13 protein-coding genes are annotated in these 16,687 nt (G+C 68.1%); 7 read left to right on the top strand and 6 right to left on the bottom strand.

Annotated elements, in window-relative coordinates:
• The first annotated feature begins 62 nt into the window (after positions 1-62).
• Entirely contained in the window at positions 63-1,616 is a 1,554-nt protein-coding gene (locus ALI144C_RS03980; RefSeq protein WP_076985621.1) for a deoxyguanosinetriphosphate triphosphohydrolase family protein, read from the top strand.
• Between the two features lie 163 nt (positions 1,617-1,779).
• Here the strand turns inward: ALI144C_RS03980 and ALI144C_RS03975 are convergent, their stop codons facing one another.
• Positions 1,780-2,772, bottom strand: a complete 993-nt coding sequence (locus ALI144C_RS03975; protein ID WP_076985620.1) for an SMP-30/gluconolactonase/LRE family protein — start codon at positions 2,770-2,772, stop codon at positions 1,780-1,782.
• A 218-nt stretch (positions 2,773-2,990) separates the two neighbouring features.
• Here ALI144C_RS03975 and ALI144C_RS03970 point away from each other — a divergent pair, with 218 nt between their 5' ends.
• Entirely contained in the window at positions 2,991-5,825 is a 2,835-nt protein-coding gene (locus tag ALI144C_RS03970) for a S8 family serine peptidase (RefSeq protein ID WP_076985619.1), read from the top strand.
• 38 nt (positions 5,826-5,863) lie between these two features.
• Here the strand turns inward: ALI144C_RS03970 and ALI144C_RS03965 are convergent, their stop codons facing one another.
• Positions 5,864-7,087, bottom strand: a complete 1,224-nt coding sequence (locus ALI144C_RS03965; RefSeq protein WP_237773962.1) for a low temperature requirement protein A — start codon at positions 7,085-7,087, stop codon at positions 5,864-5,866.
• A 165-nt stretch (positions 7,088-7,252) separates the two neighbouring features.
• Here ALI144C_RS03965 and ALI144C_RS03960 point away from each other — a divergent pair, with 165 nt between their 5' ends.
• Together ALI144C_RS03960 and ALI144C_RS03955 are read left to right on the top strand one after the other, a co-directional pair.
• A complete protein-coding gene (locus tag ALI144C_RS03960; RefSeq protein ID WP_076985617.1) occupies positions 7,253-8,881 on the top strand; it encodes an ABC-F family ATP-binding cassette domain-containing protein in 1,629 nt (542 codons plus the stop codon).
• Between the two features lie 172 nt (positions 8,882-9,053).
• Positions 9,054-9,263, top strand: coding sequence for a helix-turn-helix domain-containing protein (locus ALI144C_RS03955; protein ID WP_033391619.1), 210 nt, complete (start codon positions 9,054-9,056; stop codon positions 9,261-9,263).
• 36 nt (positions 9,264-9,299) lie between these two features.
• Here the strand turns inward: ALI144C_RS03955 and ALI144C_RS03950 are convergent, their stop codons facing one another.
• Positions 9,300-10,556, bottom strand: a complete 1,257-nt coding sequence (locus tag ALI144C_RS03950; RefSeq protein WP_193441149.1) for a glycosyltransferase 87 family protein — start codon at positions 10,554-10,556, stop codon at positions 9,300-9,302.
• A gap of 98 nt (positions 10,557-10,654) precedes the next feature.
• Between ALI144C_RS03950 and ALI144C_RS03945 the strand changes: the two genes are divergently transcribed.
• Complete coding sequence (locus ALI144C_RS03945) at positions 10,655-12,514, top strand: ABC transporter ATP-binding protein (protein ID WP_143230387.1); 1,860 nt, start codon at positions 10,655-10,657, stop codon at positions 12,512-12,514.
• A 22-nt stretch (positions 12,515-12,536) separates the two neighbouring features.
• On the opposite strand, the gene ALI144C_RS03940 is transcribed toward ALI144C_RS03945, so the two are convergent.
• From ALI144C_RS03940 to ALI144C_RS03930, 3 genes are read right to left on the bottom strand one after another with little or no spacing between them, the layout of a single operon-like run.
• Complete coding sequence (locus tag ALI144C_RS03940) at positions 12,537-13,253, bottom strand: sugar isomerase domain-containing protein (protein WP_076985615.1); 717 nt, start codon at positions 13,251-13,253, stop codon at positions 12,537-12,539.
• 34 nt (positions 13,254-13,287) lie between these two features.
• Complete coding sequence (locus ALI144C_RS03935) at positions 13,288-13,878, bottom strand: nucleotidyltransferase family protein (RefSeq protein WP_076985614.1); 591 nt, start codon at positions 13,876-13,878, stop codon at positions 13,288-13,290.
• Positions 13,871-14,707 carry an alpha/beta fold hydrolase gene (locus tag ALI144C_RS03930; protein WP_076985613.1) on the bottom strand — a complete coding sequence of 279 codons (837 nt, stop codon included), beginning with the start codon at positions 14,705-14,707 and terminating at the stop codon, positions 13,871-13,873. Before ALI144C_RS03930 ends, ALI144C_RS03935 begins: the two co-directional genes overlap by 8 nt.
• 70 nt (positions 14,708-14,777) lie before the next feature.
• Between ALI144C_RS03930 and ALI144C_RS03925 the strand changes: the two genes are divergently transcribed.
• Both ALI144C_RS03925 and ALI144C_RS03920 read left to right on the top strand, forming a co-directional pair.
• Positions 14,778-15,398: an alpha/beta hydrolase gene (locus tag ALI144C_RS03925; RefSeq protein WP_076985612.1), complete on the top strand. Its 621-nt coding sequence runs from the start codon at positions 14,778-14,780 to the stop codon at positions 15,396-15,398.
• A 98-nt stretch (positions 15,399-15,496) separates the two neighbouring features.
• Positions 15,497-16,687, top strand: a complete 1,191-nt coding sequence (locus ALI144C_RS03920) for an LCP family protein (RefSeq protein WP_076985611.1) — start codon at positions 15,497-15,499, stop codon at positions 16,685-16,687.

The raw sequence follows: 16,687 nt of genomic DNA, 5'->3' as shown, positions 1-16,687 counted from the left end.
CCACGCCGTGTCGGAGCGTCGTCGCGGGAGGTCCAGTGAGCTGGTCCTAGTACCGTGCTGCCATGAGTGATCCGAGAGAGGAGCGGCGCTCACACGCAGCGCCCGCGGCAGCGTTCGACCTGGCGGCCAGCCCGTTCCGGGTGGACAGGGACCGGGTGGCGGGATCGCCGTTCTTCGCGCGTCTCGGCGGTGTCACCCAGGTGGTCAGCGCGAGCGGCTCCGGCCTGCTGCACAACCGGCTGACCCACAGCGTCAAGGTCGCACAGGTGGCGCGGGCGATCGCGGAACGACTGCGCGCCGCGCCGGAGTACGCGGCGCTGATCGACGCGCTCGGCGGCTGCGACCCGGACGTCGTCGAGGCCGCCGCGCTCGCCCACGACCTCGGGCATCCGCCGTTCGGGCATCTGGGTGAGCAGGTGCTCGACCGGCTGGCCAGGCATCGCTTCGCGTTGGCCGACGGATTCGAGGGCAACGCGCAGACGTTCCGGATCGTGACGACGACGGATGTCGGCGGACCGTCGGCGGTGGGGCTGGATCTGACCGCCGCCGTGCGTGCCGCGATGCTGAAGTATCCGTGGACGCGGCTGCACCACCCCGAGCCGCACCCCCGGTTCATGGACGAGCCGCCCCGCGGCGCATCCGAGCCGTCGGACGCCCCGGGGACCGGGTCCGCGAAGTTCTCGGCCTACGTGACCGAACTCGATGACCTCGAGCAGGCGCGGTCGGCTTTCGACGGCAGGCTGGCCGACTGGCAGCAGACCATCGAGGCGTCCGTGATGGACACGGCCGACGACATCGCCTACGCCATCCACGACATCACGGACTTCCACCGGATCGGTGTGCTGCAACACGCTCCCGTCGCGGCCGAACTGGGGCAGTGGCAGGCCGATGCCGCGACGCTGGCGTGGCTGTCCGATGAGGAGGTCCGGCGGCAGGCCCGGATGCCTGGGCGGTCGTTGGAGCTGGTGCGGCGGCGGATGCACGAGAAGGACTCGTGGATCGTCAGCGATGAGGCTTTTCACGCTGCTGTCGCTCGGGTTCGGTCCGAGTTGGTCGACGAGTTGCTGTCGACGCCTTTTGACGGGTCGGTCGAGGCTGAGCAGGCTGTTACGCAGTTCTCTCTGAGGTGGACTTCTCGGTTGGTCGACGAGATGTCCGTTGTCGCGGATCCGCCGACGCGGTCGGGGCACGTGATGCTCGGTGGGGAGCAGTGGCACGAGGTTCAGGTTTTGAAGTTCCTGCACCGGCGGTTCGTGTTGCTGCGGCCGGATCTGGCTTTGCACCAGCGGGGGCAGGCTCGGTTGATCACCAAGCTCGTCGAGGCTCTCGATCAGTGGTTGGGGGATCGGTTCGAGGCTGGGCGGCTGCCTCGTCGGCTGCATGATCTCGTCGAGTTGGCCACTTCGGAATATGAGGCTCTGGCTCGGTCGGAGCCCGCTGTTCTGGTTGGGGCTACTGGGGAGGCTCCTCAGGGGCCTGATGCTGTGCACGGTTTGGCTCGGGGGCGGGCTGTTGTGGATTTCGTTTCTTCTTTGACCGACAAGCAGGCTGTGTCTCTTATGGATGCTCTGTCTGGTCGGAGTGCTCAGCCTTGGTCTGATGCTTTCGTTCTTTGAGGCTTCTTCAGGTCTGTCCGGGGCCGGGGCGGCGCCGATTTGACATAGGTCAAGGCGCGGACCTTGCCACACTGACGGGGCTCTCCGCGCCGGAAAGCTTATGGCCACCCCCACCCATGTAAAATCGGCGCCGTTCTTGGGTTTGGGCTCTTAGGGGTTCTGGTCAGAACCGCAGTGCTCGTAGGCGGAACTCTTTTGATCTTGTTCCGCTGAGCAGTAGGTCCAGTCTTCCGGTCAGTACGTACGTTCCGCACCGTCCTCGCGCCATGGTTGTCGGGGCTGGGTCCGGCCACGGTATCTGGGTTTTGACCGTTGCCGTCTTCCAGTCGTCCGTTGTGGTCAGGCGGAGTAGGCGGGTGTTGGTTCGGGTGTTGTCTATGCCGTCCAGTGTGTTGTGGTTGGACAGCAGGAGGCCGTCCAGGGCTCCCGGAGACTCGTTCGTCGTCACCTGGGCCAGGGTTTCTGGCTTGTGCAGCGGGATTCGCCACAGGGTGCGGCCGGAAGAGTGGGCTACGAGCAGGAATTCCTTGGGGTGCAGGACTATTCCGTTCGCTCCGTTTCCTGCTCCTGCTGGCATCAGCCTGTCGTCGCGTACCAGGACTGTCGGGTTTCCGTGGACCGGTACGCGGTAGATCGCTCCGCTTCTGGAGTCCGTCACGTACGCTGTTCCGTCTGGGGCCAGTGCCACGTCGTTTCCGAAGTGGGGGCGCTGGGGGTCCAGGGCGCCGAGGTCCACGTATCGGATTTGCCTGCCTGTTCTCAGGTCGTAGATTCCCAGGCCTGCTGTCTTTCCGTTCGTTTCCGGTGTCGAGCCGTCGGCTATGCCTATGTCGCCGTTCACCGCGAGGAGGCGTCCTCTTCTCGCGTCCACTGTGAGGCCCATGGTGGTGATCAGCTTCGGGTCCTTCACCACCGTTCGGGCTGAGCCGTCCGGTCGTACTGTCGAGACCGTTCCGCGGGTCACCGAGCCGATCAGGAACCGGTTTTCGTTGGGGTCGTAGGCGATCCCCTCGGGGTGCAGTTCGTCTCCCGTGCCCGTCACCAGCTCCGCACAGGGTGGCCGTCGCGCCGCTTGCGCTGTCTGTGCCGCGGGGAGCGGGATGGTGCCTGCCGCGATCAGTGCCAGCGTGACCGAATGCCACCTTTGTGCTGCCATGTCGGAAACGTAGTCCTGGTCGGGTGTGTGCTGTACCCGCCGAAGGTTCGGTGGTTCTCCTGAGTAGGTTTCGGTGCGTGACCGCCGGTGGCACGTGTGTCACTCATACGGCTGCTATTCCCTGAGTGTTCCCGCGACATAACGTCTGCGCGATCCGGGGTTCATCCGGGATCGTCCGCGTGTGTCGGGGCACGCGTCGGAGTACTGGGAGGGGACTAGTGCGTGCAGCCATTCGGCTGAATCGAAGATTCTTAGCCGCGTCACTGGGAGTTCTGCTTTCGCTCAGCATCGTCACACCCGCTTACGCCGGGCCTGATCCGGCGGGCAAGGCACCTGCCGACGCCACCGCCAACGCCGCCAAGCAGATTTCCGCGCTGCAGGAGCTCAAGCGCTCGCAGACGCCGACCGAATCCAAGCTGGACACCTCGCTGGTCATCGCCAAGCGGGGCGCCGAGGCCGCGGGCCGCGGCCTGCGGGCCGCCCTGCCCGCACTGCAGACCGGTGTGGCCGCCGACCGGGTCACTGTGGACATCCGGGGCACGGCGTCCGCCGATCTGCTCGACCACCTGCGCAAGGTCGGCGCGGGCATCCGGTCGGTGTCCGAGCGTTACGGCTCGGTCCGGGCGGAGATCCCCGTCGACGCGGTCGAGAGTGTCGCCGCGCGCAAGGACGTGAGGTTCGTCGAGCCCGCTGTCGGTGCGATGACCGCGCGGCAGATGGCCGCACCCAACGGGCAGAAGGGTGCCAAGGACAAGCCCAGCAAGGAAGCCAAGGCCAAGGAGGTCGCCGCCCGGGCGGCGACCGCGTTGTCGGTCAAGGCCGAGCCCGTGGTCAGTGAGGGCGACCGCGCGCACAACGCCGACAAGGCCCGTCAGCAGTTCGGCGTCACCGGGGTCGGTGTCAAGATCTGCGCACTGTCCGACGGCATCGACTCGCTGCGCGCTTCGCAGGCGGCCGGGGAACTGCCCGCTGTGGACGTGCTGCCGGGCGAGGGCGGCTCCGGTGACGAGGGCACCGCGATGCTCGAGATCATCCACGACCTGATCCCCAACGCCCGGCTCGGCTTCGCCACCGCGTTCCGGTCCGACGCCAGTTTCGCCGACAACATCCGGAAACTGCGTTTCGACGCCAAGTGCGACATCATCGTCGACGACGTCGTGTACTTCAAGGAATCGGTGTTCCAGGACTGGATCATCGCCCAGGCCGTGAACGACGTGACCGCCGCGGGCGCGTTGTACTTCTCCTCCGCGGGCAACGAGGGCAACGTCACCGACGGCACCGCCGCGCACTGGGAAGGCGACTTCGTCGACTCCGGTCTGCCGATCGGCAAGTGGGCGGGTACCGCGCACAACTTCGCCGGTGCCAACGGGGTCCAGATCTACCAGCCGATCTCCGACGCGTCCTCCGCGGACGTCCCCGTCCTGCTGAACTGGTCGGACCCGATCGGCGCGTCGCGCAACGACTACGACCTGTTCCTGGTGGACCGCAACGGCAACGTCGTCTCGGCGAGCCAGAACGTCCAGGAGGGCGCGCAGGATCCGTACGAGCGCGTGCAGACGCCCCGCTTCGGTGGACAGGGCCTGCGGCTGGCGATCGTGAAGTTCAAGGGCGAGAACCGTTACCTGTCGTTGTCCGCGCTGCGCGGGCGGTTCAAGGACACCGCCGGTGTGCTGACCGCCTACAACACCCCGGGGCAGATCTTCGGGCACGCGGCGGCCAAGGACGCCTTCGCTGTCGGTGCCGCCCCGGCGGCGACGCCGCTGCCGTTCGACCTCGAACCGGGTGACCCGCCCAACCCGAAGGGGCCGTTCCCCGGCTCGTTCGGGCCGGCGTCCCAGGTCGAGCGGTTCACCTCCGACGGCCCGCGCCGGATCATCTACAACGCCGACGGCAGCCCGGTCACGCCGGGCAACGTCTCGTCGACCGGTGGCGTGGTCAGGCAGAAGCCCGAGATCACCGCGGCCGACGGCGTGAGCACGACCGCACCGGGCTTCGAGACGTTCTACGGCACCTCGGCCGCCGCGCCGCACGCCGCGGCCATCGCGGGCCTCGTGCTGTCGGGCAACCCGGGGATCTCGCCCGCGGACGTCCGCGAGGCGCTCGTCAACTCGAGCGTCGACATCGAACAGTCCGGGTTCGACAACCGGTCGGGCGCCGGAATCCTGTTGGCCGACAAGGTTCTCGGCTACACGGGCGCGAGCCCGCAACCGCTGGCCGAGGCGCAGGCGCCGACCGTGCGCGCCAACGACGGCGGAGCCTTCGTCGACCCGGGCGACACCGCGACTGTCACCCTGCCTGTGACCAACCGCGGTGACGGCTTGGCGGCGTCCACGAGCGTCGTGCTCACGTCGCCGACCGCGGGTGTGACGATCTCGCCGCGCTCGAAGTCCTACGGCTCGATCGACAAGGGCCAGACGGCGGTCAACAACTACACGATCACCGTCCCGGCCACCCACCCGCTGGGCACACCGGTCCTGCTGGACGCCAAGGTGACCTTCGCCGGTTCGCAGTCGCCCACCACGGCCAGGTTCCCCGTCAAGGTCGGCCAGCCGTCGACCGTGGTGCACGACTTCGCGTACACCGGGGCACCGCTGGCGATCCCGGACAACGACCCGACCGGCGTGACCGTGCCGGTCCAGGTCAGCGGGATCGGCCCGGCCAGCCGCGTGACGTTCTCGATCGACGGCACGCAATGCACCACGGACACGGGCGCCACCACTGTCGGCATCGACCACACGTTCGTGAGCGACCTCGTCGGCACGTTGCGCTCGCCGACCGGTGCCACGGTCACGGTGTTCTCCGGCAACGGTGCCAACGGGCACAACATCTGCAAGGCGGTCTTCGACGACACCGCCGCGCAGGCGATCAGCAGTGCCACGTCCGACAACGCGCCGTACACCGGCTCCTGGCGGCCGTACCAGCCGCTTGAAGGTGCGCTCGGTGCCGCGGACGGCACGTGGACCTTCCATGTGCGGGACACCGCCAACCGGGACACCGGCACGTTGCGCGCGTTCTCACTGCACGTGTCGGGTTTCGTCACCCCGGGTAGTTGATCGTGAGGTGGGGCCGGGCCACGTGCCCGGCCCCACGCTCAGTGCTCCGCGTGCCGGATCTCGTGCCGCAGGTCGTGGTACTTGAACCACTCGAAGACGACCAGGCCGATCAGCAGCGCGGTCAGCACGCCGAGGCTGGCCATCGCGGGCAGGTTCGCCACCAGCGGCACCAGGCCGAGCAGGACGGCGCCGAGGATCACCCGCTGCACCTTCAGGCTCCGGATGCAGCGCCACGCCACCGCGGCGTAACCGAACATGAACAGCGCCACCCCGCCGTACATCGCCCACAGCGGCGCGCCGTAGAGCGGGTCGGACAGGGTGTGGCCGTGCTCGCCGCCGACGTAGCCGAGGACCTTCTTCAGGCCGAGAGCGAGCAGGACGATGCCGATCAGCAGCGGCAGGTGCAGGTAGGTGAACGCCGTCCGGCCCATGCTGACCCGTTCGTCGCCCTTGGCCTCGCTCAGCGCGCGCTCACAGATGATCACGTGCGTGTCGAAGTACGACCACCACAGCGCCGCGGCGATGGCCAGGCCGAGCACGGCCGCCAGCACGATAGGCCAGGAGATCGCCAGGTGGGTGACGCCGACGCCGATCGCGACGATCGACTCGCCCAGCGCGATCATGATGATCAGTCCGTAGCGCTCGGCGAAGTGCCTCGCCGAGTTCAGCCGCCAGCCCGACGTGCCGATCAGGTACGTGCCGCCGTAGTCGGCCAGCACCGCGGCCGCCCACAGCAACGTCTGCGCCGTGCCCGTGAGCTGCGACGCGATCGCCAGCAGGGCCGTCCCGCCGACCATGGACGGCACGAACCGGAGGATCTGGGCACGCAGCCCGGCGTCGTCCTCGGCGGCGATCCAGAACAGCCAGACGTGCACCACCCGCACCAGCAGGTAGCAGAACGCCAGCACCAGCGGCCCGTCCAGGCCACCTGGCAGGTCGTCGAACGCCTCGGGGATGGCCAGCGCGAGCAGGAACATCGCACCCATCGCGGCGAGCATCGCGGTGCGGGCAGGCCCCTCGTCCGCCTTGACCAAATTGGACAACCAGGAGTACCCGATCCACGACCACCAGATCACGCTGAGCAGCAGCGCTCCGCGCAGCAGCCCCTCAGCGTCCGGCTTCTCCGCCATCAGGGCTGTGACCTGCGTCAACGCGAACACGAAGACCAGGTCGAAGAACAGTTCCAGGTTGGTCGCGCTGGAACTCTCGGCGATCCGCTCCATCCGGGAGCCGCGGGACTTGCTCGGGGGCGGCTTGCTCATGGTCAAGATGGTGACACGCACCCGGCGGAACGCGCGAAGTGCCCGGCCCGTCCCGTCTATTGTGGACACTGAGTCGCCCGGCGCGGCAAAAACCGTTCGCCGGGGGCCTGTAAACTAGAGAACCGTGGTCGCCACCGCGTGCCACTTGTCTACGGAGCCCTACTGGTGATCACTGCTATCGATCTGGAGCTGCGCGCTGGCTCGCGCATCCTGCTCTCGGAAACGACACTGCGTGTCCAGCCGGGCGACCGCATCGGCCTGGTCGGCCGCAACGGCGCGGGCAAGACCACCTCGCTGAAGGTGCTCGCAGGCGAGGGTCAGCCGTACGCGGGCGCCGTGCGGCGCACCAGCGAGGTCGGCTACCTCCCGCAGGACCCGCGCGAAGGCGACCTGTCGGTCACGGCCAAGGACCGCGTGCTGTCCGCGCGTGGTCTCGACCATCTGCTGCGCGAGATGGAGAAGGCGCAGACGGCCATGGCCGAGCTGGTCGACGAGCGCGCCAGGGAGAAGGCGGTCGAGAAGTACGGCAAGCTGGAGGAGCGCTTCGCCGCGCTCGGCGGCTACGCCGCGGAAAGCGAGGCCGCGCGGATCTGCAGCAACCTCGGTCTGGCCGACCGGGTGCTCGCCCAGCCGATGGGCACGCTCTCCGGTGGCCAGCGCCGCCGGGTCGAGCTCTCCCGGATCCTGTTCGCCGCGTCCGACGCGGGCGCCGGCGGCAAGTCCAGCACGATCCTGCTGCTCGACGAGCCGACCAACCACCTGGACGCGGACTCGATCAACTGGCTGCGCACCTTCCTCAAGTCGCACGACGGCGGACTGGTCGTGATCAGCCACGACGTCGAACTGCTCGACGCGGTCGTGAACAAGGTCTGGTTCCTCGACGCCAACCGCGGCGAACTCGATCTGTACAACATGGGCTGGAAGAAGTACCTCGAAGCCCGTGCCACCGACGAGAAGCGCCGCCGCCGCGAACGCGCGAACGCGGAGAAGAAGGCAGGCGCGCTGATGGCGCAGGCCGACAAGATGCGCGCCAAGGCCACGAAGGCCGTTGCCGCGCAGAACATGGCCAAGCGCGCGCAGAAGCTGCTGTCCGGACTCGAGGCGGAGCGCCAGTCCGACAAGGTCGCCAGGATCAAGTTCCCCGATCCGGCGCCGTGCGGCCGTACCCCGTTGACCGCGGAGGGCCTGACCAAGGTCTACGGCTCGCTCGAGGTGTTCACCGGGGTCGACCTGGCCATCGACCGCGGCTCCAAGGTCGTCGTGCTCGGCCTCAACGGCGCGGGCAAGACCACGTTGCTGCGGCTGCTCGGCGGGATGGAGCCCGCCGACGCCGGCACTGTCCTACCCGGACATGGCATGCGGCTGGGCTACTACGCGCAGGAACACGAGACGCTCGACCACGCGGCCAGCGTGTGGCAGAACATCCGGCACGCCGCCCCGGACACGCCTGAGCAGCAACTTCGCACGCTGCTCGGCACGTTCCTGTTCACCGGGGAGCAGTTGGACCAGCCCGCGGGAACGCTGTCCGGCGGCGAGAAGACCCGGCTCGCGCTGGCCGGCCTGGTCTCCAGTGCGGCCAACGTGTTGCTGCTCGACGAGCCGACCAACAACCTCGACCCGGCCAGCCGCGAACAGGTTCTGGACGCGTTGCGCCGCTACACGGGCGCGGTCGTGCTCGTCACCCACGACCCCGGTGCGGTCGAGGCGCTGGAGCCGGAGCGCGTGATCCTGCTGCCGGACGGCACAGAGGATCATTGGTCCCCAGACTATCTTGAGTTGGTCCAGTTGGCCTGAATCCCGCACGGATGCGCCTCGATCATCGGTGATCCACTCGGATGGAGTAGTGCGAGTGGGCGACTTCATGATGATTTTTGCAACTCGCCTGGCGTTCCGCGCTTCCGTGTTCGATCATTGCGGGCGCAGGGGTCGCATGTGACCCTAGTTACTCGCTACGGAAGGCGGAGACGTGGCTGACCTCAAGAAAGGCGCGCGCATTACTGGAAGTACGCGCGACAAGCTAGCCGCTGATCTGAAGAAGAAGTACGAAAAGGGTGCCAGCATCCGCGCTTTGGCTGAGTCGACGGGCCGGTCGTACGGTTTCGTGCACCGGGTTCTGTCGGAGTCCGGGGTGCAGCTGCGTGGCCGTGGCGGTGCCACGCGTACCAAGAAGAAGTAGCGGCTGTCTGGGCTGTTCTCGCTGCATACCCGTGTTCTACCGGGCCTGTGACACCGACAGATCTTGCGGTTCGGCCGGCCGGGGAGCGGCCCGCTCGGCCACCGCGAACGTCATCGCGGCCCCCCACAGCACGAGTGGGTACACGAGGTAGCCGTATCGGCTGGCGGGCACCATCAGGATCGCGGCGCCGAGTCCGATCGCGGCCTTGAGCATCGTGTCCGAGCCGGTCGCCGGTGGGCGGACGAACAGCCAGACGGTCAGCGCCAGAGCGGTGAGCCCGAGCAGAACGAGTGCGACTGCATGCCCCACCTGGCCGGCACTCGAGATCAAATGACCAGGCAGTGGGCTTGCCGCTGGTGAGGTGATCAGGCCCGTCCCGGACGGGAACTTGATCACGTGTTCGATGAAGGCTCCCGGGTGGACGATCAACACCGGGATGTTCAGCAGCGCGGTGACCCCGATGACCGCGGTGGCGAACCTGAGCAGTGACGCGCGACCGGCCCTGGTGGTGACGACGTGGAACACGATCACCACCACGGCTGGGAGCGCGCTCAGCTTCATGCTGACCACCAGGGCCAGCACGAGCGCGCACCACACCACCTTGCGCCGCGCGGCGAGCGCGCCCGCGAGGATGATCAGGCCGATGATGGCCAGGTCCGGACCGGCGACGGCGAACGTCAGCGCGGTCAGCGGGCTCACCAGCGCCAGGTGCGCGGCACGGACCGGCGGCTTCGGCCAGCCGAGGAGTTTCAGGCTGAGCAGCACGGTGGCGATCGCGGTGAGCGCGAACACGATCCGCGCGTCGGTGATCGCGCCGCCCAGCAACGCCCGCGGCATGCCGAAGATCGTCATCGCCGGGCCGTAGGGGGTGTAGTCGTTGACCTCCGGCGGGCGCGGCAGCGCGGCGATGTCCACGTAGGGCGTCCCGGTGTCGAACAGCAGGCTCGCCGAGCGCTCGATCACCCAGACCTCCGGCTGGGCGGACCACTGGAACGGTTTGATCACCCAGTCCGAGCCGGTCAGCCTGCGGAAGATCAGCACGAGCAGCGGGGCGAGCATGCCGACGCCGCCGACCAGCCCGACCGGGATCCAGCGTGACCGCAGCCACCCGGTGCCGGTCGTGGTCAGCAGCCAGACCGCGTGCAGCGCGCCGAACACGTACGCGAACGACGCGAAGTTGCCCCAGATCCGGTAGCCGTAGAACTCCGACCACAGCGCGGTGACGATGGCGAACACAGCGCACGCCGCGTAGATGGCGATGTCCAACCCCAGAGCCCTGCGCCGATCGCCCACAGCGAAAACTGTACCGATGGGGAAGGGACAGCAGTTCAGGGGTGTTGTCTCCAGCGGAGAGAGGGAGTGCTGGGGTGGACGGAACCTGGAGTCTGTTGATGGGGGCGGCGCGCGGTGCCGACGCCCCAAAGGGCGTTCGGAAAGGCACAGTTCGGCGGGTACTGCGTTTTGCCAAACCCCATCGGAAGATGCTGATTGCGTTTCTGATACTCACGGTCGCGTCGGCGGTGCTGGCAGTGACGACACCATTGCTTGCCGGACGGGTCGTCGACGCGATTGTCGGTGGTCGTGACGCGTCTTTGGTGATTTGGCTCGCCGTGCTGATTGCGGCACTCGCGGTACTCGACGCGGGACTCGGATTGGTCGAGCGCTGGCAGTCCGCGCGAATCGGCGAAGGAGTGATCTTCGATCTGCGCCGTTCGGTTTTCGGACACGTGCAGCGGATGCCGGTCGCGTTCTTCACCAGGACGAGGACGGGCGCGCTGGTGTCGCGGCTCAACAACGACGTGATGGGTGCGCAACGCGCGTTCACGTCCACCCTGTCGGGGCTTGTCGCCAACGTGATCCAGCTCGCGCTCTCCCTCGCCGTGATGCTCACGCTGTCCTGGCAGGTGACGGCCTTGGCGCTGGTCCTGCTGCCGGTGTTCGTACTGCCCGCGAAGCGCGTCGGGCGCAGGCTCGCCGATCTGCAGCGCGAGGCGTCCGGGTTGAACGCGTCGATGACAACGCAGATGACCGAACGTTTTTCCGCGCCGGGCGCGACATTGGTCAAGCTTTTCGGCCACCCGAAGGCGGAGGCGGAGGAATTCGGGTCGAAAGCGGGCAGGGTCCGGGACATCGGCATCAAGAACGCGATGGCGACCCGCTGGTTCATGACCAGCCTGACACTGGTTTCCGCATTGGCGCAGGCGTTGGTCTACGGCCTCGGGGGGTGGCTGGCGATCCGCGGCGAACTCGCGCCCGGCACCGTCGTCGCGCTGGCATTGCTGCTGACGCGGCTGTACTCGCCGTTGACGGCGCTGGCCAACGTGCGGGTCGACGTTATGACCGCGCTCGTGTCGTTCGAACGGGTCTTCGAGGTGCTCGACCTGGAACCGATGATCGCCGAGAAGCCGGACGCCCGCGCGGTGCCCGCCGGTGGCGGCGTCGCGGTCGAGTTCGACGTTGTGCGGTTCGCCTACCCGGCGGCCGAGAAGGTCTCGCTGGCGTCGCTGGAGGAGGTCGCGGCGCTCGACACCCGCGGTGGCAGGGAAGTGTTGCACGGCATCGACTTCCGCGCCGAGCCCGGTCAGATGGTCGCACTCGTCGGATCATCGGGCGCAGGCAAGTCGACGATCGCGTCGCTGGTGCCCCGATTGTACGATGTGGACAGCGGAGCGGTTCGTCTGTCCGGTGTGGACGTCAGAGACCTCTCGTTCGACTCGCTGCGGGACACCGTCGGCGTGGTGACCCAGGACGGGCACCTGTTCCACGACACCATCCGCGCCAACGTGGCCTACGCCCGCCCGGGAGCCACCGACGAGGAGATCGCCTCGGCGCTCGACCGCGCCAGGCTCACCGAGTTGATCGCCGCACTGCCGGACGGCCTGGACACGGTCGTCGGCGAACGCGGGTACCGGCTGTCCGGCGGGGAAAGGCAACGCCTGACGATCGCCCGGCTGCTGCTGGCCGACCAGCGCGTGGTGATCCTCGACGAGGCCACCGCGCACCTGGACTCCGAATCGGAGGCGGCGGTGCAGGAGGCGCTCGTGCACGCGCTGGACGGCCGGACGGCGATCGTGATCGCGCACCGGCTGTCCACCATCCGCGCGGCCGACCAGATCCTGGTGGTGGAAGGCGGCCGGATCGTCGAGCGCGGCACCCACGCCGAACTGCTCGACCGCGACGGCCGGTACGCCGAACTGCACACCACGCAGTTCGCCCGGCCCAGGGCGGGCATCGAGGCCCCTGCTCGATGAGGGACCCCGATGTCCGTCCTGGTCAGAGCTGCGGGACGCGGGGCCCGTACAGGTCGAGGTAGCGCTGGTTGGCCTCGTCGCCGCCGGGCACGTTGGAGCTGCGCCACAGCGGGATCTCCACACCGGCGGCCGTGGCCTTGTCGACCAGGCGGGCGAGGATCTCGCCCCACAGGAAGGCGTTGGCCACAGTGGACAGCGCCGAGGTGACCGGTGCCTCCGGCGGGTAGCTGGAGTCGCCGGGCGCCACGAGCGTGTCCAGCACGATGGAGGCGTTCTCGGCGAGCGTGGTGTCCGCCCGGCGCGGCGCCGCCGCGTTGGCATGCGAGGACGTGACCGCGACGACCGGCATGCCCGCGTTCTGCGCGGCGATCGCCAGTTCGACCGGGTACGGGTTCACGCCGGAGGTGGAGAAGACCACCAGCACGTCGTGGCCGCTGAGCCCGACCTTGCCGAAAACGTCGTCGGCGAGGCCGCTGATCCGCTCCGCGCTGGTGGACGCGCGGGCGCCGTGCAGCGGTTGGATCTGGGGGTGGTACAGCGGGTACACGCAGGCCAGGCCGCCCGCGCGGTAGAACGTCTCGGCGACGACCGCCAGCGAGTGACCGGCACCGCCGGTCAGCACCAGACCGCCGGCCCTGATGCTGCCGAGGAACAGTTCGGCGACGTTGTTCAACGCGTCGGCGTTGTGCTTTTCGACCTGGGTCAGGTGATCTCTGACCAGGTTGCCGAATACGGCCATGCTCGGGTTCCTCCTCGGTCGACCTCGCAATGGTCTATACCACTCGGGGGTGGGCGTCAAGAGTCATCGGCAGCTGGTCTGGGGTGTCCACATCGGAGCCCTCTGCCACGTCCTCGCAGGGGATCAGGTCCGGCTTGTGCCTGCGCAGGTACTCTCGCGCTCCCGCGTCTCCCGTTGCCAGTTCGTACACGCCTTCCCAGTGTTGTCTTCCGATCAGGACCGGGTGGCCCGGTTCGCCGTGGTAGCTGGCTCGCAGCAAGGCGTCGGGGCTCGCCAGCTTTTGCAGCCGGGTGATCGCCTCCGCGCTGATTCCCGGGGTGTCCACCGGGAGGATGATCACCGCGTCCGCTTCTCCCAGGGTTTTCAAGCCGACTCTCAGTGACGATCCCATTCCCTGTTGCCAGTCGGGATTGTCGACGGCGTTGAGGTCTGGTGCTTCTTCGCGGACCACCTCGCTGTCCGCGCCCAGTACCGCGAGGACGGGGCAGCAGCCACCCCCCGTCAGCACTCGGACCGCTCGTTGGACGAGGAGTTCGCCCTGGAAGTGGACTCTTGCCTTGGGCATTCCGTATCTACTGCCCGCTCCGGCCGCCAGGACCAGGCCCGCCACCCGTGTTTCAGCCATGCTGGGACAGGTGTTCCAGCAGGAGTCGGCTCAGGCCTTCGTCCGCCTGTTCCGGCAGCCAGTGGCCGATGTCCTGGAACATCTCGAAGCGGTAGGGGCCTTCCACCCAGTCCTCGGTCGCCAGTGCCGCCGTCGATCCGAAGGCGACGTCCTCCGTTCCCCACACGTAGAGGGTCGGGACCTTCACCTTGTCGGTTTTCCCGCTGTACTTGATGCCTCGGTACCAGTTCAGGGCCGCTGCCAGTGCTCCTGGTTCCGAGAGGCGTTCGACGTACTCCCTGACGTGGTCGCGGGGGACTGCGCCTTCGTAGAGCTGTTTCAGTGCCGCCGCGTTGTTGGCCAGCAGTTGTTTCTCCGCTCCTCGGACGTTCTGCAGTGTCGGGATGTAGGAGGAGCGTTGACGCTGGTCCTCGTCGGTCTTCAGCGCGTGGGCGTAGGCACCCGGGTGGGGGATCGAGACCGCCGTCAGTGTTCGGATCCGGTCCGGGTGCCCGGCCGCCGTGTGCCATGCGACGTGTCCGCCCCAGTCGTGGCCGACCAGGTCGAACTTCGTCCAGCCCAGTTCGTCGGCCATGCTGATCACGTCCGCGGCCAGGTCCTCGATGCTGTAGTCCTCCGGCCGCTCCGGGCGGACGTCGGGGGAGTAGCCGCGTTGGTCCGGTGCGATCGCCCGGTGGCCCGCCGCCGACAGGGTCGCCAGCTGGTGCTCCCATTCCGTCGACGCCTGGGGGAACCCGTGCAGCAGGAGCACGCCCCGTCCGTCGTCCGGGCCCGCCGCCAACGCGTCGAAGCGGCCCTGGTCTGTGCTGATCCCGATGTGCTCGATCACTCGTCGAGTATCCCCCCGGGATCGCCGCAATCCGGCTGGGGCCGGGCGCCGAATGGTTAGGGTGGCTAATATGTCCGGCCCTCATCTGCACCAGCTCGGTTCCAACGACCCACGGGTGGTCACCCTCCTGCTGCACGGCGGTCGTGAGCACGGAGAACAGCCGATGCCCCGCTACGGGCTGGCCTACCTGCGTATGGCGCTGTTCGGCCGTGATCTCGCGCGGATCGACGGCGTCGCTGTGTTCCAGCTGGTCAACCGGCTCCGTGGGTGGAACGCGCCGCGGCTCGACCCCGTTGTGGACGCGCGGTGGGCCCTCGACGAGGTCCAGGGCAGGTTCCCCGGGGTTCCCGTGGTCGTCATCGGTCACTCGATGGGCGGGCGGGTCGCCTTCCGGGTCGCCGACCACCCCGCTGTCACCGGTGTGTGCGCGTTGGCCCCGTGGTGTGAGCCCAGCGATCCGGTTCAGCAGCTGGCCGGGCGGGCTGTGTTCGTCGCACACGGCACGCTCGACCGGGTCACCGATCCTCGCAAGACGCGGGATTACGCGCGGCGGGCCGAAGGGGTGACCGATCGGGTGGATCTGCGGTGGGTCGACGGCGAGACGCACGCCCTGCTGCGCAAGCCCCGGGTGTGGCGTGACCTGGTACGGGAGTTCGTCACGGGTCAGCTCGCGCACTCACGCGAGGCGTGATGAGGTGACTCCGTAGGGTGTGTGCACGCAACCTCGGCATGTGGTGTCACGTCCTGTGAACATCCTTGAAAAGTCGGGGGACACACATGAGGACGAGGATGAGTCAGCCGCACGGTCCGAGGGACGGCCAGGCAGGAACCTTCCGCATACCGGGAGGTGCTCCGCAGCGCGGCCAGGACCACAACCGCCACAACCAGGGCTACGGTCGGCAGGACCAGGGCTATGACCGGCGGCCGCAAGGCGGCTACCGCCAGCCGCCGCCACCACCGCAGGACCCTGGCCAGCAGGTACCCCAGTACGGGTCGAGCGGGCGGCCACCGCGGCGCAAGCGCCGGGTCGGCCGGATCCTGCTGATCATCCTGCTCGCGATCGTCGTGCTGATCGCGGCGACGTGGATCTACCTCGAATCGTCCTTCAACCGGGTCAACGCGCTGGAGGACTACCCCGGCCGCCCGGCCGCGGGCAAGGGCACGAACTGGCTGATCGTCGGCTCGGACAGCAGGCAGGGCCTCGACGTCGAGGAACAGGAGCGACTGGCCACAGGGGACGCCAAGGGCCAGCGCACCGACACGATGCTGCTGCTGCACATGCCGGACAACAACGAGAAGCCGACGATGGTCAGCCTGCTGCGGGACTCCTATGTGGACATCCCGGGCAAGGGCAAGAACAAGCTGAACGCCGCGTACGCGTTCGGCGGCCCGAAGCTGTTGGCGCAGACCGTGGAGAAGAACACCAACCTGCGGCTGGACCACTACATCGAGATCGGCTTCGGCGGGTTCGCCAGCGTCGTCGACGCGGTCGGCGGCGTGGAGATGTGCCTGGACAAGCCGCTCAAGGACCCGCTGGCCGGGATCGACCTGCCAGCCGGGTGCCAGGAGCTCGACGGGGCCAACGCGCTGGGCTACGTCCGGACGCGAGTCGGGCCGCGCGCCGATCTCGACCGCGTCATCCGGCAACGCCAGTTCATCTCGGCGCTGATGGACAAGGTCGCCAGTCCCGGCACGGTGCTCAACCCGTTCCGGCTGGTGCCGCTGCTGGCCGACGCGCCGGACGCGATCACCCTCGGCGAGGGCGACCACCTGCACAACCTGCCCAGCCTCGGGTTCGCCATCGCGGGCGCCAGCAGCGGGTCCACCGTGAGCACGAGCGTGCCGTTCAGCGGTACCAAGACCGTGTCGAAGATCGGGTCGGTGATCCTGTGGGACGAGGCCAAGTCCAAGGCCCTGTTCGAGGCGCTGCGCAACGACACCACGGTGCCGTCCAACGTGATCGTGATGCCGGGCGGCTGA

This window comes from Actinosynnema sp. ALI-1.44, assembly GCF_001984155.1.
Taxonomy (GTDB): Bacteria; Actinomycetota; Actinomycetes; order Mycobacteriales; family Pseudonocardiaceae; genus Kibdelosporangium.
Note: the sequence above shows the minus strand (reverse complement) of the source record. Positions and strands in the feature narration are given on the sequence as shown.